Here is a 22436-nt window from a genome sequence, read left to right as displayed (position 1 = left end):
AGGGTGGAGAGCGCACCCTCTTAATGAAACGGCGACGTGTCATTATGTGACGGCACGGAGAGTGGATTCAAATGAAACGCTCTGGTTTCATAGTGATGGTCGCCACGCCAGCTGCTGCCGAGGAGCGATCCGCAGGCAGCGCACGAGCCCGCTCGCTGGGTGTGCCGCTCACATCTGCGCCGCGGCGTGCTCGCCCGACCGCACCACGCACCGACCCACCGACCCACCGCACCGCCGATCCACCGCACCGCCGGAAGCCCGCCCCGAGATCGAGGAGCCCCATGGCCGACGCCTCACCGGCTGGAGCGAGCGCACCAGCCCCCGTCGCTCGCAAGCGCGGACGCCCAGCCGCCCACGAGCGCGAGACCCGTCGCAGCGACATCCTCCGCGCAGCGACGGAGACCTTCCTCGCCCACGGGTACTCGGCAACCACGCTCGACCAGATCGCCGCAGCCGGACAGGTGACCAAGCGCACCGTCTACACCTACGTCGGCGACAAGGCAGCAGTCTTCACGGCTGTCGTTGACCAGCTCCACCACGACGTCGTCGCCCAGGCCGGGGCGACCGACGCATCAGACCTGCTCGGACTCAGCACCCGCATCGTCCGCACCCTGCTCTCCGACGAGGGGGTCGGTCTCCACAGGCTCGTCATCGCCGAGGCGCCGAGCTTCCGGGACCTCGCTGCGACCTTCTATGCCACGGGACCGCGTCAGTACGTGGTCGCGCTCGCAGACGCGATCTCGTCGCAGGGTGCTGTTGATGGAGGCGGCTCGGGAGAGGCCGCTGCCAGGTTGGACGAGGCGGAGCAGCTCTTCGGCCTGCTGCTCGGTGAGGCACACCGCCGCCGTCTCCTCGGCCTCGAACCCGCCCCCGACCTGGAGCGGGCGCAGACGCACGCTCGGGCTGCGCTGGCTGCGCTGGGGCTGCTGCGGGAGACCGCCTGATCCGGATATGCCGAGTCCGGGTGCGGTCCGCGGGATCGGGAGGTGCCGAATCCAGGTGTCAGCCGCGCGATCGCGAGGTGCTCATCCCGATGTCAGAGGCAAACAGTAGATTTGCCGCATGTCGACCGAAACCTCCACGAGCAGCGATCTGGCGCTGCCGCGCGCCGGAGCTCTGGCTGCGGAGTCTCATCAGGCTCGTGACGCTGCGGGTCTGCCCAGCGTCGTCGGTCACCTGTCCGGGCCCGCAGGCACTGGGCACCTCTCCGGTCGCGAAGCACGCCGATCGGGCAGTGCCGGGCACGCGGTGCTCCCACCTCCCCGTACACCTCCTTTCTCACCGCGTCGCTCGACCGACCGTTCACCAGATTCGACCCTGTCTGACTCGGCCCCCGCGTTGACTGCTGCGGCCGCGCCGGCGACTGCTCTGTCCGCGCCGTCGACCACTGCGCCCGCGCCGGCGACCGCTGCGCCCGCGCCGGCGACTGCTGCATCTCCGGTCTCTGCCGCTGCTCCCGTCGACCCTTCGAACGGAAGTTCCCGCCCACTGCCGACGACCTACGCCGAGGCCGACGAGTTCCTGGGCGTGCTGCTCGACGCGGTGGTCGCTGCCGACCGTGAGCTCGCCGTGGCGGCGGCGCGTCGTGCGGAGCTGGTCGACCAGGTGCGGACGTGGTCGAGGGACTCGGTCGACGCCCTGGCGCGGGCCCGGGGCAAGAGCCGAGGGTCGAGGGACGACCACATGATCGCGGCGCGCTCGACGACCGCCGAGCTGGCGTGCGCGCTCCGCGTGCCCGAGGGAGCGGTGATGGCACTCCTGGTCGAGTCCGAGGCCTTGGTGCACGAGCTCCCCGCCACGATGACGGCCTTGCGCGACGGGGCGTTGTCCTACAGGCACGCTCAGGTCGTCATGTCGGCGACGGCCGCACTGGACGAGGCGCCGAGACTGACCCTCGACGCGATGCTCGCTGAGCGAGCGGCGACCACCACGGTGGCGAACCTGGGCCGGGTCGCCCGGCGTGCTCGTGAACGTCACGATCCACGACCCCTGGTGGACCGTCACACGGCGGCCCTCGTCGAGCGCCACGTCGAGCTGGAGGTTGCCCGTGACGGCATGGCGTGGCTGCACCAGCTGTTGCCCGCTGTGCAGGCCTCGGCGATCTTCCACAGACTCTCGGACCTCGCAGCAGCGTGCCAGGGACCTGACGAGCCGCGAACCCTGGCACAGCTGCGCGCGGACGCCTGCGTCGAGCTGCTCCTGGACGACGATGCCCGCAGCGCCACGACCGCCGACTCGGTCTGGAGCACCCGGACCGAGGTCGACACGTCTCGTCGTACCCGCTCAGGGCGCGGCGACACCGACCCGGGCTCTCTCCCTGTGTCGATGCGCGGCATCCGACCCGTCGTCGCGGTCACCGTGCCCGTCATGACGCTCCTCGGGCGCTCCGACGAGCCCGGCGACCTCGCCGGCTACGGCCCCATCGACGCGGTGACGGCACGCCACCTCGCGGCTCACGCGCCGTCATTCCTCAGGCTGCTCACCCACCCCGAGACCGGCGCCGTCCTCTCGGTCGGCCGAGACAGGTACACGGTCCCTGCGGACCTCAGGTCGTGGCTGAAGATCCGTGACGAGACGTGCCGCTTCCCAGGGTGCTCGCGTCGTGCCGAGCGCTGCGACGTCGACCACGTCGAGGACTGGGCGCACGGTGGAACCACCTCGTACGACAACCTGATCCATCTGTGCAGGAAGCACCACCGGCTCAAGCACACCTCTCGGTGGAGACCACGGACAGGTGGTGCTCCAGCAGGACGCGGTAGCTCCGGAGACGTGCACGTCGGTAGCTCGGCCGACAGGGGCACGAGAGGTGCGGAGGGCACAGGAGGCGCGGAAGGCACGGACAGCTCGTCGCGCCCGGACACCGCACATGGCACGGACGACTCGCCGGGCTCCGACAGGTCGGGGCGCCCGGACGGGTCCATCGTCTCCTGGGACGCGCCATCGGGCCGTTCGTACGTCGACCACGCGGCAGTCTCCCTGCAGACCCCACGGAGGAATACCGGCGAGACGACCTCTCGAGTCGCGCGAGCCGACAGGCACGCAGGAGCCGCCATGGCTGCTGGCGTGTCGACGACCGAGGGGTCGACATTCGACGGCCCACCACCGTTCTGAGAGGGCAGGAGGTCCCGCCGGGTCAGGTTCGATAGGGCCCGCGTCGAGCCCAACCTGCCCGGCCCAGCCTCGCCTGACCACGAACCGGTCCGCCCGGCCCAGCTTCGCCTCAGCCCTGCCCGGCCCAGCTTCGCCTGACCACGAACCGGTCCGCCCGGCCCAGCTTCGCCTGACCCCGAACCGATCCACCCGGCCCAGCTTCGCCTCAGCCCAGCCCAGCCCGCCGCAGCCTCAGGCCTTCCGGCTCATCCTGTCGAGCCTGTACTCCTCCACGTCGAAGACGCTCTGCGCCTTCTGGATCGCCTTCGAGCTGTGCGCTCCGATCGCACGCGCGTCCAGCAGCTCGTTCCTCGCGGCCTCGAGCATGCGCCGCTCGAGGACGATCTGCTGCGTCCGCGCGTTGGCCCGCCGTGGGTCACGCGTCTTCGTGGCGACCTCGCCGACCCTCGTGTGGTTCTTCCGAACATGCTCGACCACCTCCGGCGCGACCTCGACCCCGTCGATGCGGATCCCCTCAGGGTCGTCGAGCACCGACAGCGCGGCGTCGTTGGCCTGCTGGAGGAGCGACCGGACCTCGGTGCGGTGCACGTCTCGGTCGTCACCCTGAATCTTGCTGAGCCGGATGATCAGTGGCAGCGACCCGCCGAGCCCCAGGAGCGTCACGACGGCGACCGTGAACGCGACCAGGATCAGCAGCGCGCGGTTGGGGATGTCCGACGGCAGCGACTGCGCAGCAGCCAGCGTGACCACGCCGCGCATCCCGGCCCACCCGATGATGACGCTGCCCTTGAGCGAGAGTCCCTGCTTCTCGACGAAGGCGAGATCGGCCGACCTCTGCGCGATGCCCCGCTGAGCCCGCGACTTGCGGCGCGCCATCCGGGCGTCCGACGGCGCATACGCGTCGATCTTGGCGCGTGCCTCGTCGAGGACCTCCTGCCGGCCGAGCTGTCTGCGCTCGTCCCGCCGGATCAGGGCCATCTGCGGGATCACGAAGGCGAAGCGCAGCACGACGACCAGCACCGTCAGCAGGAGCCCGATGAGCACGGCCTGGTCGAGCCCGCCACCTTCGTTCGACGCCTCCTGGACGAGCCCGCGGATCTCGAGCCCCATGAGCAGGAACACCCCGTGCTCGAGCACGAACTGCACGGTCATCCAGTTCGTGTGCTCGCTGATCCGCTCGGTCGCGGCAAGCTGCCGCGCGCCGCGGTGTCCCGTGACGAGCCCCGCCACGACCACGGCCAGCACCCCCGATGCCCCGATCTCCTCGGCGGGGATGAACGCGATGAACGGCACGATGAACGAGACCGTCGTGGTGAGCACCGGATCGTTGAGCCGGGCGCGCACCGTCACCGAGACCCAGCCGATGACCAGGCCGACCAGCACGGCGGCGGCGACCGCGTACAGGAAGTCACCAGCCACGGCCAGCAGGCTGACAGACCCCGCCGTGGCGGCGACGGCCGAGCGCAGCAGCACGAGAGCCGACGCGTCGTTGACGAGGCTCTCGCCCTCGAGGACCGTGACGAGCCGCGACGGCAGCCCGAGCCGCTTCCCGATCGAGGTCGCCGCGACGGCGTCCGTCGGGCTGATGACCGCGCCCAGCGCGATCGACGCCGCGAGGTTGAGGTCGGGGATCAACCAGTAGATGACGTAGCCGGTCGCGACAGACGTGAGGAGCACGAGCGTGACGGACAGGCCCGCGATCGGCTTGAGGTTGCGTCTCAGGTCCATGACCGGCACGTTGACGGCCGCCGAGTAGAGCAACGGCGGCAGCACCCCCGCGAGGATCCACTCGGGGTCCACCTCGAAGTCCGGGACGATCGGCGTGTAGCTGATCGCGATCCCGACGAGCAGCAAGATGAGAGGAGAGGCGATCCCGGTCCTCCGCGAGAACACCGCACACGCGACGATGAGCGCCACCGCGCCCAGGACCAGCACCATCGGTTCCATCAGGTCGTTCCTCCGCGTCCCACGACTGTCGGGGCTGCGCACCCCGGGGCAACCCTAGAACACTGCCTTTCGTGACACCCTGCGCTGGTACTGTCCTGGACCCATGAGCACCAGCCCGCACGGACCCCGCCCAGAGCACCACGACGAGGCGACGCTCGTCGTCACGGGCGCCCAGGTGATGGACCGTGACGGGACGTTCTCCCCGGCGACGGTGACCGTCGTCGGGGGGACGATCGTCGCGGTCGAGCGCGGCGGCACGGGAGTCGACGGCAGGCCGACCGGGTGCGCGGGCCACGGTGACGAGCGAGTGCCCGGCACGCTTCGGCATGACGTGCACGGTGGTGGCGCGACCTTGGACGACGTGCAGGGCGAAGGTGCGCGCCTCGGCATCAGTCGAGGTGCGAGTGACGGTGGTCCGCCGCAGGATGCTGCGGACAGGCGAAGGTCCGGAACCGTCCGTCACCTCGACGCCTCCGGCCGTTGGCTCATGCCCGGCGTGGTCGACTGCCACACCCATCTGGGGTGGACCACCTTCCTCCCCGAAGACGAAGACGAAGACGACGACGACAGAGACGAAGACGGAGCCGGGGGCTCCGCCGCGGATCACCCCATGGCTTCCGCCGCCGCCCGCGCCGACGCCGCGCTCCTCGCACGCGCCGCCCCAGGTCTTGCCGCCACCCTGCGCGCGGGGGTCACCTCGGTCCGAGACGCGGGTGGTGCTGCGTCCGCGATCCGCGACGCCCTCGTCGCCGGTCGTCTCGTGGGCCCGCAGATGCAGACGGCCGTCGCGACGATCACCGACGAGCTGGCCCGCGACCCCGCGGCGCTCCGTGCCCGGGTGCGCTCTCTCGTGGCGGAGGGCGCCGACTGGATCAAGGTGGTCGCGACCGGGGGAGTGATGGCCGCCGACGGCTCCGAGGACGAGTCGCCCTTCGACGAGCGGGACCTCCGGGCCGTCGTCGACGAGGCTGCCGGGCTCGGCGTGCGGGTCATGGTGCACGCGTGGGGCGGCGACGCCCTGACGCACTCGGTCGCCGCCGGGGTGGCCTCCGTCGAGCACGGCATGTTCCTCACCGAGCGCCAGGCAGACGCCGGGGCGGCTCGTGGTGTCGTGCTCGTCCCGACGCTCGCGATCTACAGCGAGGTCGCCGAGATGGCCCGCAGAGGAGAGCTGCCCGAGAGGGTCCGCGCCCGAGCATCCCGAGTCGTCGAGGCGCACCCGCGGGCGGTCCGTCGTGCGGTCGAGGCAGGCATGACCGTCGCGATGGGCAGCGACTTCGGCACGACAGACCAGCACGGCCGCAACCTCACGGAGATCGACCACCTGGCGGCTGCTGGTCTGGGAGCAGCCGGCGCGCTCGTGGCAGCCACGCAGGCAGGCGCACGGCTCCTCGGTCGCGGGACCGGGGTGCTCGAGCCAGGCCAGGTCTTCGACGCCGTGCTGCTCACGAGCGACCCGACCGACACTGCGGTGCTGCGCGACAGGCAGGCCGCCGAGACCGTGTTCCTCGCCGGGGCTGCTGTGGTCTGACTGCGGGTGCTGGTGGTCCTCGCGGGCCGTCAGGTGGCAGAGCTCGCTCCCCGCCGTCCCCGCCGTGTGCGCGGTGCTGCCCCCGCTCGAAACCTCCTCGTCGGCTGCTCTGCCCGCTGCGACGGCGACGCCCTCGGCGCTCGCCTCGGCCGACGCCTGCTGACCCCGTCGCCCTACCGCGCGCCCACCCTTCCCGTCATGTGGGACGATGCTGTCCACGCCGTCCGAAGCGTGAAATCGTCGGACGAGCACCCCGCGTACGCTGCCCCTTCCCGGGTGGCAGTCCTCCGCGCGCGGGCCCCGCCGAGAACCCTCGGCTGACACGACAGGAAGCACCGACGTGAACATCACGCGCCCCCGGACCATGACACGCACGACGACGACGCGGACCGCCTCCGCGGTCGCCCTGTCGGCAGCCCTGGCCGTCGCGCTCTGTTCGTGCTCCTCGGGCTCAGGGGACGCAGGCTCGGGAGGCTCGGCGACCACCCCCTCGACGGGTGCCTCGACCGAGACCACCTCCGCCGAGCCCCAGCCCGGCGGCACCCTGACCTTCGCCCGCACGCAGTCACCGACGTCGCTCGACCTGCACCGCGAGATCACCGCGAACAACGCCTTCGCGATCGACAAGGTCTTCGAGCCCCTGCTCGCCTTCGACGCCGAGGGGCAGATCGAGCCGTGGCTCGCGAGCGAGTACTCCTCGAGCGACGACGGCCTCGTCTGGACCTTCACGCTGCGTGACGGCGTCACCTTCTCCGACGGCACGCCGCTCACCCCGGCCGACGTCGTCTTCTCCCTCCAGCGCCACCTCGACATCGGCGGGCCGCTGCCGCTCGGGGCCCCGATCACCTCGATCGAGGCCCAGGGCGAGAACACCGTCGTCATCACGCTCTCTGCCCCGTACACCCCCTTCGCGGCCGAGCTCGCCGGGTTCGCCAACGGCATCCTGCCGAAGGACCTCGGCGGCGTCGACGAGGCCACGTTCTTCAAGAACCCTGTCGGCACAGGCCCTTTCGTCGTCGACGAGTGGACCGAGGGCGGCGACATCTCGTTCACGGCCAACGAGAGCTACTGGCAGGACGGCAAGCCGTACCTCGACGAGGTCGTCTACAGGCTCGTCCAGGACGACAACCAGCTCGTCGCGCAGCTCCAGGCCGGTCAGGTCGACGTCATCGACTCCGTGTCGAGCGCCAACGTCGCCACGCTCCAGTCGAACACCTCCCTCGCCGTGAGCATCACGCCCGGGTGGCAGGTCGAAGAGCTGTTCTTCAACACCCTCGACGAGCACTTCAAGGACCGCGACGTGCGTCGCGCGGTCTCCTACGCCCTCGACCGGGAGGGCATCGTCCAGGCGACGAGCTTCGGCACCGCCGAGGTCGCCGGCTCGGTCCTGCCGCCGTCGATCCCCGGCTACGACGACTCGATCACCACCCTCGACTACGACGTCGAGGCAGCCAAGGACGCGATCGCCGACTCTGCCTACCCCGACGGGTTCAGCACCTCGCTGCTCATCGCCTCGGGCAACGACCTGCGCGCTCAGGAGGCGCAGATCATCCAGGCGCAGCTCGCCGAGATCGGCATCACGGTCCAGATCGAGTCGATCGACCTCGCGGCCTTCCGTGAGCGTTTCCGTGCCTTCGACTACTCCTTCATGCTCAACGGTGCGACGAGCGACGCCGCCGACCCGAACGGCATCGTCACCTTCCAGGCCGACCCCGACGGCGGGACCAACGGCTACTGGACGCACTACTCCAACGACGAGGTCACCCAGCTCATCACCGAAGGTCGCACGCTGCCCGACGGGGACGAGCGCACGCAGGTCTACTCGCAGATCCAGCAGCTGATCGCCGACGACGCTCCCTTCATCCCGCTGTCCTACCCGTCGAACATCAAGGCCTCGTCGGCCAAGGTCCAGGGCCTCACGGTCCTGCCCAACGGCAGCGTCCGCCTCCAGGACACCTGGCTCGAGCAGTAGATGACCCGGGGTTCGCTCCGGTGGCTGCGGCGCACCGCCCTCACGGTGGTCCCCGTGGTCGTCGGGGTGGTCCTGGCCACCTTCTTCCTCCTGCGGCTCGTCCCGGGCGGTCCGGCCGCGGCGATCCTCGGCGACCAGGCGACCGACCAGGCCGTCGCCGACCTCGAGGCCGAGCTCGGCCTGGACCATCCGCTGCTCGCCCAGCTGTGGAGCTTCGTCGTGAGCGTCGTGGTCCACGGCGACTCGGGGACCTCGCTGCTCTACGGGGTCCCCACCCGTGAGCTGATCCTCGACAGGGTCGGGGTGAGCCTGGAGATCGTGGCGCTCTCGGTCGTCTTCACGGTCGTCCTCGTCGTGCCGCTCGCGCTGCTCGCGGCCCTGCACAAAGACCGCGCGATCGACCACGTGATCCGCGTGGTCCCCGCGGTCGGGCTCGCCATGCCGACGTTCTGGGTCGGTCTCCTGCTGATCCTCGTCTTCGCCGTCAACCTCGGCTGGTTGCCCGCAGGCGGCGGTGACCAGGGGATCCGCAGCCTCGTGCTGCCAGCAGCAGCCGTCGCCGTCTCGCTCACCCCGGTCCTGGTCCGCACGCTGCGGGCACAGCTGCTCGAGGTGCTCGACGCCGACTTCGTCGCCACCCTCACGGCCGCGGGACTCCCGCGACGGAGGGTCCTGGTGCACGTGCTGCGCAACGCGGCCCTGCCGACGGTGACCCTGTTCGGCCTCAACATCGCCTACATGATCGGAGGGACCCTCGTGGTCGAGCGCGTCTTCGCGATCAACGGGCTCGGCGCCCTGATGTTCGACTCGATCGGCAGCCGGGACTTCCCGGTCGTCCAGGGTGTCGCCCTGTTCTGCGCGGTGCTGGTCGTCCTGGTGACGGTGCTGACCGACCTCGTCGTCAACCGTCTCGACCCACGCACCCGGATCGCGGCATGAGCGCCGACCTCGTCGCGGCCGCCGCCGAGCCCCCCGCAGACCGGCCGGGCCGGTCCGACCGCCCAGACGTCGTGGTCGAGCCAGCGGGCACCGGCGAGACGGACCCGCGCGACGGACGAGAGCGCATCGCCCGCCGCGCCGACCCGACGTGGCGCCGCGCGCTGCGCACCCCCGCCTTCGTCGCGGGCGTCGTCGTCACGGCATCGATCGTCGTCGCTGCCGTCTTCGCCCCGCTGCTCGCGACCCACGACCCGGCCGCCCAAGACCTGCTCAACGGTCTCCAGGGACCGTCAGCCGCGCACTGGCTCGGGACCGACCAGCTCGGCCGCGACCTCTACTCACGCCTGCTCTACGGGGCGCGGACCGATCTGCGGATCGCGGGGCTCGCCGTCGTCGTGCCCTTCGTGACGGGGGTGCTGCTCGGCACCGTCGCCGGCTACGTCGGCGGCCGGTTCGACTGGGTCGTCGCCCGGGTGGTCGACACCGTCGTGGCCTTCCCCTTCTACGTGATCGTCGTCGCGGTGGTCTTCGCCGTCGGCGCGGGGGAGAAGGGCATCTACGTGGCGCTCGCCCTGGTCGGGTGGGTCACCTACGCACGGGTGCTTCGCAACACGACCGCCGTCTACAGGGCGTCCCCCTGGGTGGTCGCAGCACGGGGTGGAGGCCTGTCCCACGGCAGGGTGGTCGTGCGGCACATCCTGCCGAACACCCTCACCCAGGCCGTGGTCCTGCTGATGAACGACGTGGTCTTCGTCATCGTCGCGGTCGTCACGCTCAGCTACCTCGGTCTCGGTGTCCAGCCGCCGACCCCGGACTGGGGGACCATGATCACCGACGGCAAGGCCTTCATCTCCACGCAGTGGTGGCTGTCGGTGGCCCCCGGGGCGCTCGTCGTCTACACGGGCATCGGGCTGTCCCTCCTCGGCGACGGCATCGCCGACGTCTGGAGAGCCGAGTGATCGGGAGCGCTGCGCGGCCAGGACCGCCGCACGACCAGGACAGCCGCACGACCAGGACAGCCGCACGACCAGGACAGCCTCGTGACCAGGACAGCCTCATGACCAGGACAGCGACATGACCAGGACCGCCGCAGCACCCGGCCACGCCGTCACCGTCCGCGGCCTGACCATCGCCTCACGGGCGGGCACGCTCGTGCACGGCGTCGACCTCGACGTCCCGGCAGGCGCCGCCGTCGGGCTGGTCGGGGAGTCCGGCTCGGGCAAGAGCCTCACGCTGCGCTCCGTGATCGGTCTGCTGCCCCGCGGCGTCGAGATCACGGGCGGGAGCATCGGCGTCACGGGCCGGCTCGGCATGGTCTTCCAGGACCCGTCGAGCGCCCTCGACCCCCTCGTCACCGTCGGCAGCCAGGTCATGGAGGTCTGCCGTCACGTCCGGGGGATGACCAAGGCGGCTGCACGCTGCCGCGCCGTCGAGCTGTTCGAGGAGGTCGGCATCCCCGACCCCGAGCGTCGGCTGCGCTCCTACCCGCACGAGCTGTCCGGCGGCCAGCGCCAGCGCGTCGTGCTCGCCGTCGCCCTGGCCGCCGAACCCGACATCCTGCTCTGCGACGAGCCCACCACGGCGCTCGACGTCACCGTCCAGGCGCAGGTTCTCGCGCTGATCGAGAGGCTGCGGGTCGACCGCGGCCTCACGGTGGTGTTCGTGAGCCACGACCTCGCTGTCGTCAGCCAGGTCTGCAGCACTGTCTCGGTGATGCAGGCCGGCCGGGTCGTCGAGTCCGGGACGATCGACCAGGTGGTCGGCGCGCCGCAGCACCCGTACACGCGCACGCTGCTCGACGCCGTGCTCGAGATCCCCGAGGCAGGAGCGCCGTGAGCAGACCAGAGCACCGCGAGCACCACGAGCAGCAGGGGACGACGGGAGCTCGACATGCCCAGGCCTCCGCAGGGCCCGAAGCCCTTCGCTCACCGGGTCCTCGCCCCCCGCGTCTCGAGCTGCGCGACCTCGAGATCGCCTACGGAAGCACCCGGGTGGTCCACGGTGTCAGCCTGAGCGTCGAGGCCGGCAGCGTCCTCGGGATCGTGGGCGAGTCCGGCTCTGGCAAGACCTCGGTGGCCCGGGCCGTGGCCGGAGAGCTCGCCCCGGCCGGGGGGCAGGTGCTGCTCGACGGCGAGGTGCTCACCGGCACGTCCCGCACCATCGCGCAGCGGCGCGCCGTGCAGGTCGTCTACCAGGACCCCTACGCCTCGCTCAACCCGCGCATGACGGTCGGCCAGGTGCTGCGCGAGCTCCTCTCCGTCCACTCGATCGTGCCGCGCGGACAGGTGCGGAGCCGCAGCGTCGAGCTCGTCGAGCTCGTGCGGCTCCCGCCCGAGGTGCTCGACGCCCGCCCGCGCCAGCTCTCCGGTGGTCAGCGGCAACGGGTCGCGATCGCGCGGGCCCTCGCCCTCGAACCTCAGGTGCTCGTCGCCGACGAGCCCACCTCGGCCCTCGACGTCTCCGTCCAGCGCACGGTGCTCGACCTCCTGGCCGACCTGCGCGAGAGGCTCGGGCTGACCGTCGTGCTCATCTCCCACGACCTCGCGGTCGTGCGCCGGCTCTGCGACGCGGTGGTCGTCATGCGCGACGGCGTGATCGTCGAAGACGCGCCTGCCGACGCCTTCTTCCGAAGCCCCCAGCACCCCTACAGCCGCGCCCTGCTCGCCGCTGCACCGCGCCTGCGCCAGGCAGACCGGCTCCCCGAGACGACAGAGGACCTGCCGTGACGCACGTCGCCCACCCTGACCGCCCCGCCCACCCCGACGCCTACCTGCTCGACCCCGCGCCTCTCCTGCCGTCGACGCTCGCAGGCATCGAGCAGCAGCTCGCCCGGCTCCTCGGCTCCGACGACCCGGTCGTGGTGTTCCAGGCCGAGGCGATCCTCGCCCTCGAGGCTGTCGCGACAGCCCTCGCGGCACCAGGCCGGGTGACGATCAACGTGGCGACGGGACCGTACGGCGTGATCTTCGGCGACTGGATGCGCCGCGCGGGCGCGAGCGTGGTCGACGTCGAGAGCGCGCTCGACTCCGTCGCGACGGTCGAGCAGGTCGTTGCGGCCCTCGACGCCCACCCGGACGTGTCGGTGCTCGCCCTCGCCCACGCCGAGGCCGCGACAGGCGGGTCGAACCCCGTCGCCGAGATCGTGCGGGCCGCCCGCGAGCGGGGCGTCGTCACGGTCGTCGACGCCGTCGCCTCGGTCGGGGCCGAACCCGTCGACCCGACCGCCTGGGGCGCCGACGTCTGCGTGATCGGACCGCAGAAGGCCCTCGCCGGGCCCGCCGGCATCAGTGCCGCGACGGTGTCGGACCGTGCGTGGGACCTCGCGGAGTCGCACCCGGCCCCGCTGCGGAGCTCGTCGCTCTCGCTGCTCGACTGGCGGGACGGCTGGTTGCGGACGGACCGTTCGGTCATCCCGGGGACCCCGTCGGTCCTCGAGACCCGTGCACTGGGTGCTGCGCTCGACAGGGTCGAGACCGAAGGGCTGGCGGCTGTCGTGGCACGTCACGAGGCTGCGGCGTCGCGGGCACGTGCGGGTCTGGTGGATCTCGGGCTCAGGCCCTGGCAGCGCGGACCGCAGGGATACGCGTCGGTCGTCACGACTGTCGCCGTGCCTGAGGTCGTCGACCCTCGAGCCTTCACCGAGGCTGCCGTGGCCGCAGGCCGAGGTCTGGTCGTCGCCGGCCCCGGCTCGCTCGGCGGTCGGCTCGTGCGGATCAACCACACCGGACGCAGCGCGACGGCCGAGGCTGTCGACCTGGCGCTCGAGGCCCTCGCGACGGCGCGCGCCACGGCGGGCCGCAGGACCAGGTGAGCGGCGTCGCTCGGCCGGCCAGTAGCCAGTGCCGCCTCGTGCCTCGTGCCTGAGCGTGCGACGTCACCAAGATCTCGTGTGACAGCATCCGGGGTGTTCTCCCCATGCCCGCACCAGGCATCTGCCCAGCGCAGGGGGTTACGATGCGACGGGTCCTGCGGCGTCGCCGCAGCGACAGCATCGCGGGCGAGAGCCCACGTCACCACCTACGCGGAGGACATCCATGGCGTTCTGGGACCAGCTCAAGACGAAGACCTCGGAGATGAGCGAGCAGCTCTCGACGAAGACCAAGCAGTTCAAGAACAAGGACTTCGCCAACGGCAGCATGGCGATGTGCGCGCTCATCGCCGCCGCCGACGGCTCGATCGACCCCGCCGAGCGTCAGAAGACTGCCGCGCTCATCATGAGCAACGACGTGCTCGCCGTCTTCCCGCCGGCTGAGCTCAAGGAGAAGTTCGACCACTTCTGCGACCGTCTCGAGCGCGACTACGACTTCGGCAAGGTCGAGGCCATCAGCGCGATCTCCAAGCTCAAGCCGAAGCAGGACCAGGCACGCGCCGTCCTGCAGATCGGCGTGATCATCGGCGGGGCCGACGGCACCTTCGACGAGCACGAGCGACTGGCCGTCCGGGAAGCGTGCTTCGCCGTCGGGATCGCTCCGACCGAGTTCGACCTCTGAGGCTGAGCACGAAGATCTGGACGAGCGGCGTCGGGGTGAGTGATGTCCGGGCGAGCGTCCTCTGGACGAGCGACACCTAGACCAGCAACACCTAGACGCTGCACGACGACGGCGGCTCCTTCTCGACGAGGGAGCCGCCGTCGGCGTGAGGAGGCTCAGACGACGTCAGTGCTCGAGACGACGTCAGTGCTCGAGACGACGTCAGTGCTCGAGACGACGGCAGTGCTCGAGACGACGGCAGCCCTGCCTCAGACGATGTCCGCGAGCGTCCGACCCGTGACGAGAGGCTCGGCCGTGCGCAGCGGGTTGAGGTTCGTCACGGGGGCCTCGACGGCTGCGGGCAGCGAGACCACGGTGTCGACGGACACGAAGGAGTGCCCGAGCTGCGGCTCGAGGACGGGGTACGTGCCGTCCGTCGCGAGCCTCACGGCGGCCCACGGCAGGTTGAGCCCGGTGAGCGAGGCGGCGTACAGCCCGCCTGACGGTCGGGTGTTCACCTCGAGGAGCGCGAGCTCTCCCCGCCACCAGCGCAGCTGCGTGTTGGTCAGGTACGCGAGCTGGTAGGAGTCGACCATCCTGTGGGCGATCTCCACGGCGCGCGGCTCGTCGTCGAGGAAGGTGCGCTTGCGCCCGGACTTGGCACGCGGCAGCGCCGCGAGGGTCTCGCCGAAGGGCGTCGAGAGGCAGTCGACGCTGATCTCCGGGGACGCCATGTACGGCAGCACCATGAAGGTCGGCAGCTCGCGGCCGGCTGCTGCGGCACGCTCGAGGGCGAAGGCGACCTCGTCGGTGCGGATCTTGTGCGCGGGGGCGGCGAGCAGGTCGTCGAGGGAGGCGACCGAGTCGTCGAGGATGCGGAAGCCCTCGGCGCCGACACCCTGGAGCGGCTTGATGCAGACGACCTCGTCGGCCTCGAGCTCGGCACGCAGCGACGCGACGGCGTCGACGAAGGCGTCCGCCCCCTGGGCCGTGCGCCACGGCGGCACGGGCACCCCGAGCGCAGACGCCGACGCGTAGGTCGCGTCCTTGTCGTCGAGCAGCGCGATCGACGCCGCAGGGGAGGCGAGCACGTGCACACCGATCGCGGCGAACTCGGCCGTGCGCTGCGCGATCGCGAGCATCTCCTTGCCGGGCAGCAGCACGTCGATCGCGTGCTGCTGGCAGAAGGCCAGCGCCCAGTCGACGTAGGCGTCACCGGAGAGGCGCGGCTCGATCTGGGTGACGTCAGCTGCCTGGAGGACAGGAGAGGTCTCGTCGGTGTGGGTGGCGAAGAGCCGGACGGGCGTGTTGTCCGGGTTGGAGCGGAGCATCTGCAGGAACCAGTAGTTGGTCGCGTAGGTGCGGTTGAGCCAGATGTTCAGTGTCACGGAGTCCCTGCTCGACAGCGGTAGGAGAGGTGGAGGACCTGGTGCGTCGTCGAACCTCGCCTCGACGCACAAGTTTACGCTGGTCGCGAACTTCGCGGTACCACGCCCCGCAGTCTGCTGAGTCACGTCTGCGACGGGTCGACCAGGGGCGACCAGGGTCAGGCAGGAATGTCAGGCGGCCCCGGTAGCTCAGGCGCCACCGGCGAGCTGCTGCTCGAAGGGCACGAGACCTGCCAGGAGATCAGGGACTGCGGACGTCGGCTCGTGGGCGGCCACGAGAGCCGCCAGCTCTCCGGCGCCTCGGGTGATGCGCGACGCCAGCTCGCCTGTCGAGGCGTCGCCGGAGCCCCAGTCCTCGGAGGCCGCGAACACTGCGGTCGGTGCCACGACGGCCCGCAGGTACGCGAAGAGCGGCCGCAGCGCGTGGTCGAGGGCGAGGGAGTGACGGGCGGTCCCAGCAGTCGCCCCGAGCAGGACGGGAGTCCCGACGAGCGCCTTGGAGTCCAGGATGTCCACGAAGCTCTTGAACAGGCCCGAGTACGACGCCGTGAAGATCGGCGTGACCGCGATGACCCCGTCGGCGTGCTCGACAGCCTCGACGACCTCCTTGAGGCGCGGAGACGGGAAGCCTGTCAGCAGGTTGTCGGTGATGTCGTGCGCGAGGTCGCGCAGGTCGACCGTCCGGAGCTCGACGGCGACACCGCGCCCCTCGAGGTCGGTGACGGTGTCGGCCACGAGACGGTCGGCGAGCAGGCGGGTGGAGGACGGCTGGCTCAGGCCTGCCGAGATGGCGACGAGTGTGCGGGTGTTCATGGTGGCTCCTGCGGGTGCGTGAAGGATCGTGAAGATGCCGTGGTGGTGCGAGGTGGTGCGTGTCGTGCGAGGCGGTGCGTGTCGTGCGAGGCGGTGCGTGTCGTGCGAGACGGACGAGGTGGTGCGGGCTCGTGCCTGCTGGTGCGGGCTGGTGACTGCGTTCGCTGCGGATGGTGACCGGCGGCAGTCCGTGACAGCAAGGCTGCCGTCACGGCCCTGCCCTCAGTCGGGGATCGAGTCCTGGGCGGTCCGCAGCGTGGTGCAGAGCTCGAGCAGCATCGTCAGCTGCTGCTCGTCGAGTGCGGGCTCGAGGTACTTGCGGATGCTGCGCACGTGCCGGCGCCCGATCTCCTTCTGGAGCGCGGCACCCTCGTCCGTGAGACGGATGAGGGTGCCGCGCCGGTCGCCCTCAGCAGCGCAGCGCGTGACGAGCCCCTTGGACTCGAGGCGTTCGACCATCCGGCTCAGGGACGGCTGGGTGACGAGCACCTCGCGGTTCAGCTCGTTGAGACGCAGACCCGCCGGTGCTGAGGTCAGGGTGAACAGCACGTCGTACTCGCGCATGCTCACCGGGTGCCAGATGTCGTCGGCGGAGAACCTGCGCATGAGCGCGACCTGAGCCCGGAACAGCGCCTCCCACGACGCTGCCGCGAGACGGCCGTCGACTGAGGGCCTGGTCGCGGGCGACGAGCCTGAGGTCGACGAGCCCGCGACCGACGAGCCCGCAGCTGACGGACCTTCGACTGACGAGCCCTCGACTGACTGGCCCGCGGCCGCCCGGCCCGGAGACCGGACGACCTCGGTCGTGGTCATCGTGCGGCGACGGGCGAGGCGCCCGTGACGTCGTCTGCGGGTGCGTAGACCGTGGAGTCGTGCGCCCCGCCGGCCTTCGCCACGAGGGAGGCGTGGGTCGGGGCGTCCGGGACGTGCGCCGGGCGTCCGACGGCCAGCTCCTTGCGGAGCACGGGCACGACCTCTTCGCCGAGCAGGTCGAGCTGCTCGAGGACCGTCTTGAGCGGCAGTCCTGCGTGGTCCATGAGGAACAGCTGGCGCTGGTAGTCGCCGACGTGGTCGCGCATGGCGGCGTAGCGGTCGATGACCTCCTGCGGGCTGCCGACGGTCAGCGGGGTCTGAGCCGTGAAGTCCTCCATCGACGGGCCGTGGCCGTAGACCGGGGCGTTGTCGAAGTACGGGCGGAACTCGCGGCGCGCGTCCTGGGAGTTCTTGCGCATGAAGACCTGACCGCCGAGCCCGACGATCGCCTGGTCGGCCGTGCCGTGGCCGTAGTGCTCGAAGCGCTGACGGTAGAGCGAGACCATCTGCTTCGTGTGCTCGATCGGCCAGAAGATGTTGTTGTGGAAATAGCCGTCGCCGTAGTACGCGGCCTGCTCGGCGATCTCCGGGGTCCGGATCGACCCGTGCCAGACGAAGGGCGCCACGCCGTCGAGGGGGCGCGGGGTCGAGGTGAAGCTCTGCAGGGGGGTGCGGAACTTCCCCTCCCAGTCGACGACGTCCTCACGCCACAGGCGGTGCAGCAGCGCGTAGTTCTCGATCGCGAGGTTGATGCCCTGACGGATGTCCTTGCCGAACCACGGGTAGACGGGCCCGGTGTTGCCGCGGCCCATCATGAGGTCCATCCGGCCGTCGGCGAGGTGCTGGAGGGTTGCGTAGTCCTCGGCGATCTTCACGGGGTCGTTCGTCGTGATGAGCGTCGTGGACGTCGAGAGCAGGATGCGCTCGGTCTGCGCCGCGATGAAGGCGAGGGTGGTCGTGGGGGAGGAGGGCACGAAGGGCGGGTTGTGGTGCTCGCCCGTCGCGAAGACGTCGAGCCCGACCTCTTCGGCCTTGCGGGCGATCGCGATCGTCGCCTTGATGCGCTCGTTCTCGGTGGGGGTGCGGCCTGTGGTCGGGTCGGGGGTGACGTCGCCGACCGTGAAGATCCCGAACTGCATCATGGTGCCCAGCTCCTTAGATGTATGCGTTTGCATGTAGTTTACGCCTCAACTATCGAGGTGTGGGAGGTATTCCCGCTCGGACGTCCGTGAGGTGCGACACCTGAAGGCCTCGAAGAAAAAGTGTGCCAAGCGCACCGCGCGCCCTGGTGGCAACCACGCCCAGACCGCACCACCCGCCAAGCAGCCCATATCGGAATCCACGGCGGAAGATCAAGGCCCTAAGGCCCCCTTCGAGTGACCCACGTCACGCCTACGCTGCTGGAGGCGTTGGCACAGAGCCCGCGCACCCCCGGCACCCGGCCAGGCCGCTCGGTCTGACCGACCTGCGAGGACAGATGTGAGGAACCACGGTGAACCAGCTCTTGAGCACGGTGATCTTGCCCGCGGAGGTGCGCGCTGCACTGGAGTCAGCCCCGGACGTCTTCGTCCCGACGACCCGCAGCGACCTGCTCGACCGCGCGACAGGGGCAGGCGCACCGCCCACCTTTGACGTCGTCTACGACGTCCAGGGGAGGGGGCCCGTCAAGGAGGCCGACGTGGTCCGGTGCAAGAACGGGATCGTCGTCAACTACCCCGAGGACTACCTGCGTCGGCGTGACCCGGACTGCATGCGCATCGCCGACGACCTGCCGACAGACAAGCCTCGGTACCGCGACACCTTCGGGGCCGAGTTCGCCCCGGTCCGCCAGGAGACCCTCGACTGGCTCGCCTCGCAAGAGCTCCTCGTCGTGCCCTTCCGCGCGGGCGGGCTCACCTACGGCACGCCGTCCCTCGCGATCGTGCCGGCCAACGCAGCGTTCTTCGCGACGGCCCTCGTCGACCTCCAGGGCTTCGTCGACCTGGCCGAGTCCGAGCCCTTCGCGCCCCGGTCGATCATCTACGTCGCGCCTCCGTTCCGGCACACGCACTTCGACGGGCGGCAGGTGGTCGTGCACGACCGCTCGGAGACGCTCCACGAGATCTTCTCCTACAACCTCTACCCGGGTCCCTCCGCCAAGAAGGGCGTCTTCTCGGTCCTGCTCGACATCGGTGAGCAGGAGGGCTGGGTCACCGCCCACGCGTCTGCCGTCCGTGTGACCACGCCCTACGAGAACGAGACCGTGATCATGCACGAGGGCGCATCGGGCGGAGGCAAGTCCGAGATGCTCGAAGAGCTGCACCGTGAAGACGACGGCCGCATCCTGCTCGGTGTCAACGTCGTCTCCGACGAGCCCTACTACATGTCGCTCAGCGAGGTCTCGACCCTCAGCCCGGTCACCGACGACATGACGCTCTGCCACCCCTCGATCCAGAACGACTCGGGCAGGCTCGTGGTGACGGACGCCGAAGACGGCTGGTTCCTGCGGACCGACAGCATGACGTCCTACGGCTCCGACCCGAACCTCGAGTCGGTGACTGTCCACCCCGACGAACCGCTCGTGTTCTTCAACATGCAGGGAGTCCCCGGGGCGACCTGTCTCATCTGGGAGCACACCCTCGACTCCGACGGGACCCCGTGCCCGAACCCGCGCGTCGTCGTGCCCCGCCGGATGATCAAGAAGATCGTGCTCGACGCCGCCGAGGAGGTCGACGTCCGCAGCTTCGGCGTCCGGATGCCGCCGGCGACCCGCGACGACCCCAGCTACGGGATCATGGGGATGCTCCAGGTGATCCCGCCCTCGCTCGCCTGGTTGTGGCGTCTCATCGCACCGCGTGGGCACAAGAACCCGTCGATCATCGAGACCCAGGCCTCTGTCGAGGCGACCAAGCACCGCATGGTCGCCGAGGGGGTCGGCTCGTACTGGCCGTTCTCGACAGGCACCAAGGTCGCTGCCGCGAACCTGCTGCTGCGGCAGATCGTCGACGCGCCGCGTACCCGGTACGTCCTCGTCCCCAACCAGCACATCGGGGCCTACAAGGTCGGCTTCACGGCAGAGTGGCTGACCCGCGAGTACCTGGCTCGTCGCGGTGGTGCGACCTTCAGGCCTGACCACCTCACGCCGGCCCGCTGCCCGCTCTTCGGCTATGCGCTGACCGAGATGAAGATCGACGGACAGCTCGTCCGCCCGACGTTCTTGCAGCCCGAGAACCAGTCCCAGGTCGGGGAGGAGGCCTACGACACCGGCGCGAAGATCCTCACGGACTTCTTCAAGAGCGAGCTCCCGCAGTTCCTCACCGACGACCTCGACCCCCTGGGCCGCGCGATCATCGAGACGTGCCTGGCGGACGGGAGCGTCGAGCAGTACGCCGCGCTCACCCCGAGCGTCTAGCGGGTCGATGCGGTCGAGGTGCGACCAGGCCGGAGACGCTGCAGCAGCAGGTAGAGCTCGCAGCCGAGGCAGAGGTCGAAGGCAGCGTTGAGGAAGGCTGCCACGAGGGCGACCGCAGCACTGACAGGAACAGCCGCAGCGACACCGAGCACCCCGAGGAGCAGACCCACCGCGGTGACTCCCAGTCCGACCCCCTGGGCGAACCGCGGTGGGCGAGGGTCTTCGAGCTCGGCCGGCGCAGACAGGCGCGGGCGCACCCAGCGCCGGAAGATGGCGCCCTGGAGCGTCCCCTGCGAACCGCGCACCGTGCCGACGGCGAAGAGCAGCACGGCGACCCCGAGCAGCACGAAGGCAGCCGTCGACGTGCCGAGCAGGACGACGACAGCCAGCAAGATCGCCGTCAGTGCCGCCCCGAAGCGCGGGCCTCGGGGGTCGATGCCCGCAGGAGCGCCGGCTGTCGGTGTCGGGGAGGTGGTCTCGGTCATGCTCGTCTCGTCTCTGATCGTGCCGGGCGCTGAGCCTCCGGGACCACGTCGAGAGCCACGAGCGCCTGGGTGGGGGTCATCGCACCGGAGCTCCGTCCTCGCTCCAGGCCCGCGCCGTCGAGCACGATGACCGTCGGTGTCCTCAGCACCCGGAGCGTCCGCACCAGCTCCGGGTGCTGCGCCGCGTCCAGCTCGACGTGCGCGACCCCCGGTGCGTCCTCGACCAGGCGGCTGAGGACAGCGGCCGTGCGACGGCACGGTGTGCAGACCTCGGAGGAGAGCTGGACGAAGGTCGCCCGGCGCCCGAGCGTCGCACCCGCAGCCTGCACGGCATCGAGGAGCAGCTGGTCGGCCGGGGGAGCGGAGTCCCGCGAGGGGCGCACGGACCGCACGGTCCCGGAGCGCTGAGCCCGGAACCACCAGGCGGCCGAGACGATCCCGAGCAGCACGACCAGCAGGACGGCGCGTCCGCCGGTCGTCGTGAGGAGAGAGGTCATGAGCTCCTGCGATCGTGGCGGTCCGACGGGTCGGTGCAGTGAAGCACGTCAGGACGACGATCGGTGCAGTTGGGTCCCCACATCTCACCAGTCGAACCTGATCTGCGGTTCCTGATATAAATAGTGTGCCAAGCGCATACCGCTAGCCGGGAGACCACCGAAATGCCCTCACCACCCACACCAGCACGGATCAGATACCCACGGCCGCCCGTCACCCTCCACGAGGCGGAGACCGTCTGGCGTGACCTCGCGAGCGCTGCCACGGCCGACGGGGCGAGACCGGAGACCGTGCGCCTCGCCGTCATCGTGGGGCTCGTCCGGTGCACAGGTGCCCGCTATTCCGACCTGCTGCGCTGCACGGTCGACTCCTTCGACCTCGAGGAGGGGAGCGTGGCGGTGCAGCACGGCAAGCACCGGGTCGTCCACGAGCACCTGCTCGACGACAGCGCCCTCGTCGTGCTGCGACGCTGGCTCGTCGTGCGAGACGAGCTGTGCGTCGAGCTGGAGGGGTCGGTCCCGCGCGCGCTCCTGCTCACCGTCCACCACACCCACGACAACGGGGTCACTGTCGCTGCGGGGCTGCCCATCACCCGGCAGGGGCTCGTGCTCTCGTGGCGGCGGTTCGTCCAGCGCACCAACGCACGGCACGCAGGGGTGCGGCCGCCGCTGCCGACACGCTTCGAGCAGGTGCGCAGGGCCTGGGCGGCGACCGACGAACCCTGAGCCGGACCAGAGAGGTCTGAGAGGACCACGACGGGCACCTACGATCGTCTGATGCCCTCGTACCGCGTGGTCCTGACCGTCGGAGCCCTTGCACAGGGCGTCGCCGCACCTGATGTGCTGCCGGCAGCAGCCCAGGCGGCACGAGACCTCGTGACCGTCGAGGCCTACGACGTCGGCGTCGTCTCCGGCGAAGCTCGTCTCACCGTGAGGTTCACCGCCGACGACGACGCGTCGGCCTGGCGTGTCTACGACCACGTCTGCTCGACCACAGGAGTCCTCGTCGACGTCCCGGCGGCGCGGCTCACCCAGCGCTACGGACCCAGGTGGCACCCGGTCCGTCGGGGCTGAGCTGTCGGG

20 protein-coding genes are annotated in these 22436 nt (G+C 70.5%); 13 read left to right on the top strand and 7 right to left on the bottom strand.

Annotated features, from left to right (window positions below):
* Positions 1-281 precede the first annotated feature (281 nt).
* Together ASG53_RS11390 and ASG53_RS11385 are read left to right on the top strand one after the other, a co-directional pair.
* Positions 282-944 carry a TetR/AcrR family transcriptional regulator gene (locus ASG53_RS11390; protein ID WP_056132888.1) on the top strand — a complete coding sequence of 221 codons (663 nt, stop codon included), beginning with the start codon at positions 282-284 and terminating at the stop codon, positions 942-944.
* Positions 945-1527: 583 nt separating this feature from the next.
* Positions 1528-3111 carry an HNH endonuclease signature motif containing protein gene (locus ASG53_RS11385; protein WP_056132885.1) on the top strand — a complete coding sequence of 528 codons (1584 nt, stop codon included), beginning with the start codon at positions 1528-1530 and terminating at the stop codon, positions 3109-3111.
* Between the two features lie 231 nt (positions 3112-3342).
* Here ASG53_RS11385 and ASG53_RS11380 read toward each other — a convergent pair whose 3' ends face one another.
* Positions 3343-5058: a cation:proton antiporter gene (locus ASG53_RS11380; RefSeq protein ID WP_056132883.1), complete on the bottom strand. Its 1716-nt coding sequence runs from the start codon at positions 5056-5058 to the stop codon at positions 3343-3345.
* Positions 5059-5161: 103 nt separating this feature from the next.
* Between ASG53_RS11380 and ASG53_RS11375 the strand changes: the two genes are divergently transcribed.
* From ASG53_RS11375 to ASG53_RS11340, 8 genes are all read left to right on the top strand, one after another.
* Positions 5162-6589: an amidohydrolase family protein gene (locus ASG53_RS11375; RefSeq protein WP_056132880.1), complete on the top strand. Its 1428-nt coding sequence runs from the start codon at positions 5162-5164 to the stop codon at positions 6587-6589.
* Positions 6590-6929: 340 nt separating this feature from the next.
* On the top strand, positions 6930-8561 hold the full coding sequence (locus tag ASG53_RS11370) for an ABC transporter substrate-binding protein (protein ID WP_082543986.1): 1632 nt from the start codon (positions 6930-6932) through the stop codon (positions 8559-8561).
* Complete coding sequence (locus ASG53_RS11365) at positions 8562-9500, top strand: ABC transporter permease (protein ID WP_056132878.1); 939 nt, start codon at positions 8562-8564, stop codon at positions 9498-9500. It abuts the gene before it with no gap.
* A complete protein-coding gene (locus tag ASG53_RS11360; RefSeq protein WP_082543985.1) occupies positions 9497-10459 on the top strand; it encodes an ABC transporter permease in 963 nt (320 codons plus the stop codon). The genes ASG53_RS11365 and ASG53_RS11360 overlap by 4 nt, the downstream gene beginning before the upstream one ends.
* Positions 10460-10574: 115 nt before the next feature.
* A complete protein-coding gene (locus ASG53_RS11355) occupies positions 10575-11336 on the top strand; it encodes an ABC transporter ATP-binding protein (RefSeq protein WP_056132875.1) in 762 nt (253 codons plus the stop codon).
* Positions 11333-12226, top strand: a complete 894-nt coding sequence (locus tag ASG53_RS11350) for an ABC transporter ATP-binding protein (protein ID WP_082543984.1) — start codon at positions 11333-11335, stop codon at positions 12224-12226. Before ASG53_RS11355 ends, ASG53_RS11350 begins: the two co-directional genes overlap by 4 nt.
* Positions 12223-13311: a pyridoxal-phosphate-dependent aminotransferase family protein gene (locus tag ASG53_RS11345; protein ID WP_082543983.1), complete on the top strand. Its 1089-nt coding sequence runs from the start codon at positions 12223-12225 to the stop codon at positions 13309-13311. The genes ASG53_RS11350 and ASG53_RS11345 overlap by 4 nt, the downstream gene beginning before the upstream one ends.
* Positions 13312-13534: 223 nt before the next feature.
* Positions 13535-13990 (top strand): tellurite resistance TerB family protein, encoded by a 456-nt coding sequence (locus ASG53_RS11340; RefSeq protein WP_056132874.1) that lies wholly within the window; start codon positions 13535-13537, stop codon positions 13988-13990.
* 248 nt (positions 13991-14238) lie between these two features.
* Here the strand turns inward: ASG53_RS11340 and ASG53_RS11335 are convergent, their stop codons facing one another.
* The 4 genes from ASG53_RS11335 to ASG53_RS11320 all read right to left on the bottom strand — a co-directional run bounded on the left by ASG53_RS11335 (position 14239) and on the right by ASG53_RS11320 (position 18122).
* Complete coding sequence (locus ASG53_RS11335; protein ID WP_056132871.1) at positions 14239-15357, bottom strand: ATP-grasp domain-containing protein; 1119 nt, start codon at positions 15355-15357, stop codon at positions 14239-14241.
* Between the two features lie 189 nt (positions 15358-15546).
* Entirely contained in the window at positions 15547-16170 is a 624-nt protein-coding gene (locus ASG53_RS11330; RefSeq protein WP_056132868.1) for an FMN reductase, read from the bottom strand.
* Positions 16171-16392: 222 nt separating this feature from the next.
* Positions 16393-16983, bottom strand: coding sequence for a MarR family winged helix-turn-helix transcriptional regulator (locus ASG53_RS11325; protein WP_327286732.1), 591 nt, complete (start codon positions 16981-16983; stop codon positions 16393-16395).
* Entirely contained in the window at positions 16980-18122 is a 1143-nt protein-coding gene (locus ASG53_RS11320) for an LLM class flavin-dependent oxidoreductase (RefSeq protein ID WP_056134174.1), read from the bottom strand. Before ASG53_RS11320 ends, ASG53_RS11325 begins: the two co-directional genes overlap by 4 nt.
* Positions 18123-18475: 353 nt before the next feature.
* Here ASG53_RS11320 and ASG53_RS11315 point away from each other — a divergent pair, with 353 nt between their 5' ends.
* Complete coding sequence (locus ASG53_RS11315) at positions 18476-20374, top strand: DUF4914 family protein (protein WP_056132865.1); 1899 nt, start codon at positions 18476-18478, stop codon at positions 20372-20374.
* Here the strand turns inward: ASG53_RS11315 and ASG53_RS11310 are convergent.
* The gene (locus ASG53_RS11310; RefSeq protein WP_056132863.1) at positions 20371-20859 is read right to left on the bottom strand and encodes a DUF4395 domain-containing protein; all 489 of its coding nucleotides are present in this window, start codon (positions 20857-20859) and stop codon (positions 20371-20373) included. The two genes, ASG53_RS11315 and ASG53_RS11310, sit on opposite strands and share 4 nt — an antisense overlap.
* The gene (locus ASG53_RS11305; protein WP_156382757.1) at positions 20856-21356 is read right to left on the bottom strand and encodes a thioredoxin family protein; all 501 of its coding nucleotides are present in this window, start codon (positions 21354-21356) and stop codon (positions 20856-20858) included. The genes ASG53_RS11310 and ASG53_RS11305 overlap by 4 nt, the downstream gene beginning before the upstream one ends.
* 162 nt (positions 21357-21518) lie before the next feature.
* Here ASG53_RS11305 and ASG53_RS11300 point away from each other — a divergent pair, with 162 nt between their 5' ends.
* On the top strand, positions 21519-22079 hold the full coding sequence (locus ASG53_RS11300) for a tyrosine-type recombinase/integrase (RefSeq protein ID WP_056132858.1): 561 nt from the start codon (positions 21519-21521) through the stop codon (positions 22077-22079).
* 51 nt (positions 22080-22130) lie between these two features.
* Entirely contained in the window at positions 22131-22427 is a 297-nt protein-coding gene (locus ASG53_RS11295; RefSeq protein ID WP_056132856.1) for a hypothetical protein, read from the top strand.
* Positions 22428-22436: the final 9 nt, after the last annotated feature.

Source organism: Sanguibacter sp. Leaf3, assembly GCF_001425965.1.
GTDB classification, from domain to species: Bacteria; Actinomycetota; Actinomycetes; order Actinomycetales; family Cellulomonadaceae; genus Sanguibacter; species Sanguibacter inulinus.
Note: the sequence above shows the minus strand (reverse complement) of the source record. Positions and strands in the feature narration are given on the sequence as shown.

Excerpts from the sequence above, each read along its gene's own strand:
- ASG53_RS11295 (WP_056132856.1), top strand. The coding sequence starts at position 22,131 with ATGCCCTCGTACCGCGTGGTCCTGACCGTCGGAGCCCTTGCACAGGGC.
- ASG53_RS11365 (WP_056132878.1), top strand. The coding sequence starts at position 8,562 with ATGACCCGGGGTTCGCTCCGGTGGCTGCGGCGCACCGCCCTCACGGTG.
- ASG53_RS11310 (WP_056132863.1), bottom strand. The coding sequence starts at position 20,859 with ATGACCGAGACCACCTCCCCGACACCGACAGCCGGCGCTCCTGCGGGC.
- ASG53_RS11375 (WP_056132880.1), top strand. The coding sequence starts at position 5,162 with ATGAGCACCAGCCCGCACGGACCCCGCCCAGAGCACCACGACGAGGCG.
- ASG53_RS11325 (WP_327286732.1), bottom strand. The coding sequence starts at position 16,983 with ATGACCACGACCGAGGTCGTCCGGTCTCCGGGCCGGGCGGCCGCGGGC.
- ASG53_RS11360 (WP_082543985.1), top strand. The coding sequence starts at position 9,497 with ATGAGCGCCGACCTCGTCGCGGCCGCCGCCGAGCCCCCCGCAGACCGG.
- ASG53_RS11330 (WP_056132868.1), bottom strand. The coding sequence starts at position 16,170 with ATGAACACCCGCACACTCGTCGCCATCTCGGCAGGCCTGAGCCAGCCG.
- ASG53_RS11320 (WP_056134174.1), bottom strand. The coding sequence starts at position 18,122 with ATGCAGTTCGGGATCTTCACGGTCGGCGACGTCACCCCCGACCCGACC.
- ASG53_RS11340 (WP_056132874.1), top strand. The coding sequence starts at position 13,535 with ATGGCGTTCTGGGACCAGCTCAAGACGAAGACCTCGGAGATGAGCGAG.
- ASG53_RS11300 (WP_056132858.1), top strand. The coding sequence starts at position 21,519 with ATGCCCTCACCACCCACACCAGCACGGATCAGATACCCACGGCCGCCC.
- ASG53_RS11390 (WP_056132888.1), top strand. The coding sequence starts at position 282 with ATGGCCGACGCCTCACCGGCTGGAGCGAGCGCACCAGCCCCCGTCGCT.
- ASG53_RS11380 (WP_056132883.1), bottom strand. The coding sequence starts at position 5,058 with ATGGAACCGATGGTGCTGGTCCTGGGCGCGGTGGCGCTCATCGTCGCG.
- ASG53_RS11305 (WP_156382757.1), bottom strand. The coding sequence starts at position 21,356 with ATGACCTCTCTCCTCACGACGACCGGCGGACGCGCCGTCCTGCTGGTC.
- ASG53_RS11355 (WP_056132875.1), top strand. The coding sequence starts at position 10,575 with ATGACCAGGACCGCCGCAGCACCCGGCCACGCCGTCACCGTCCGCGGC.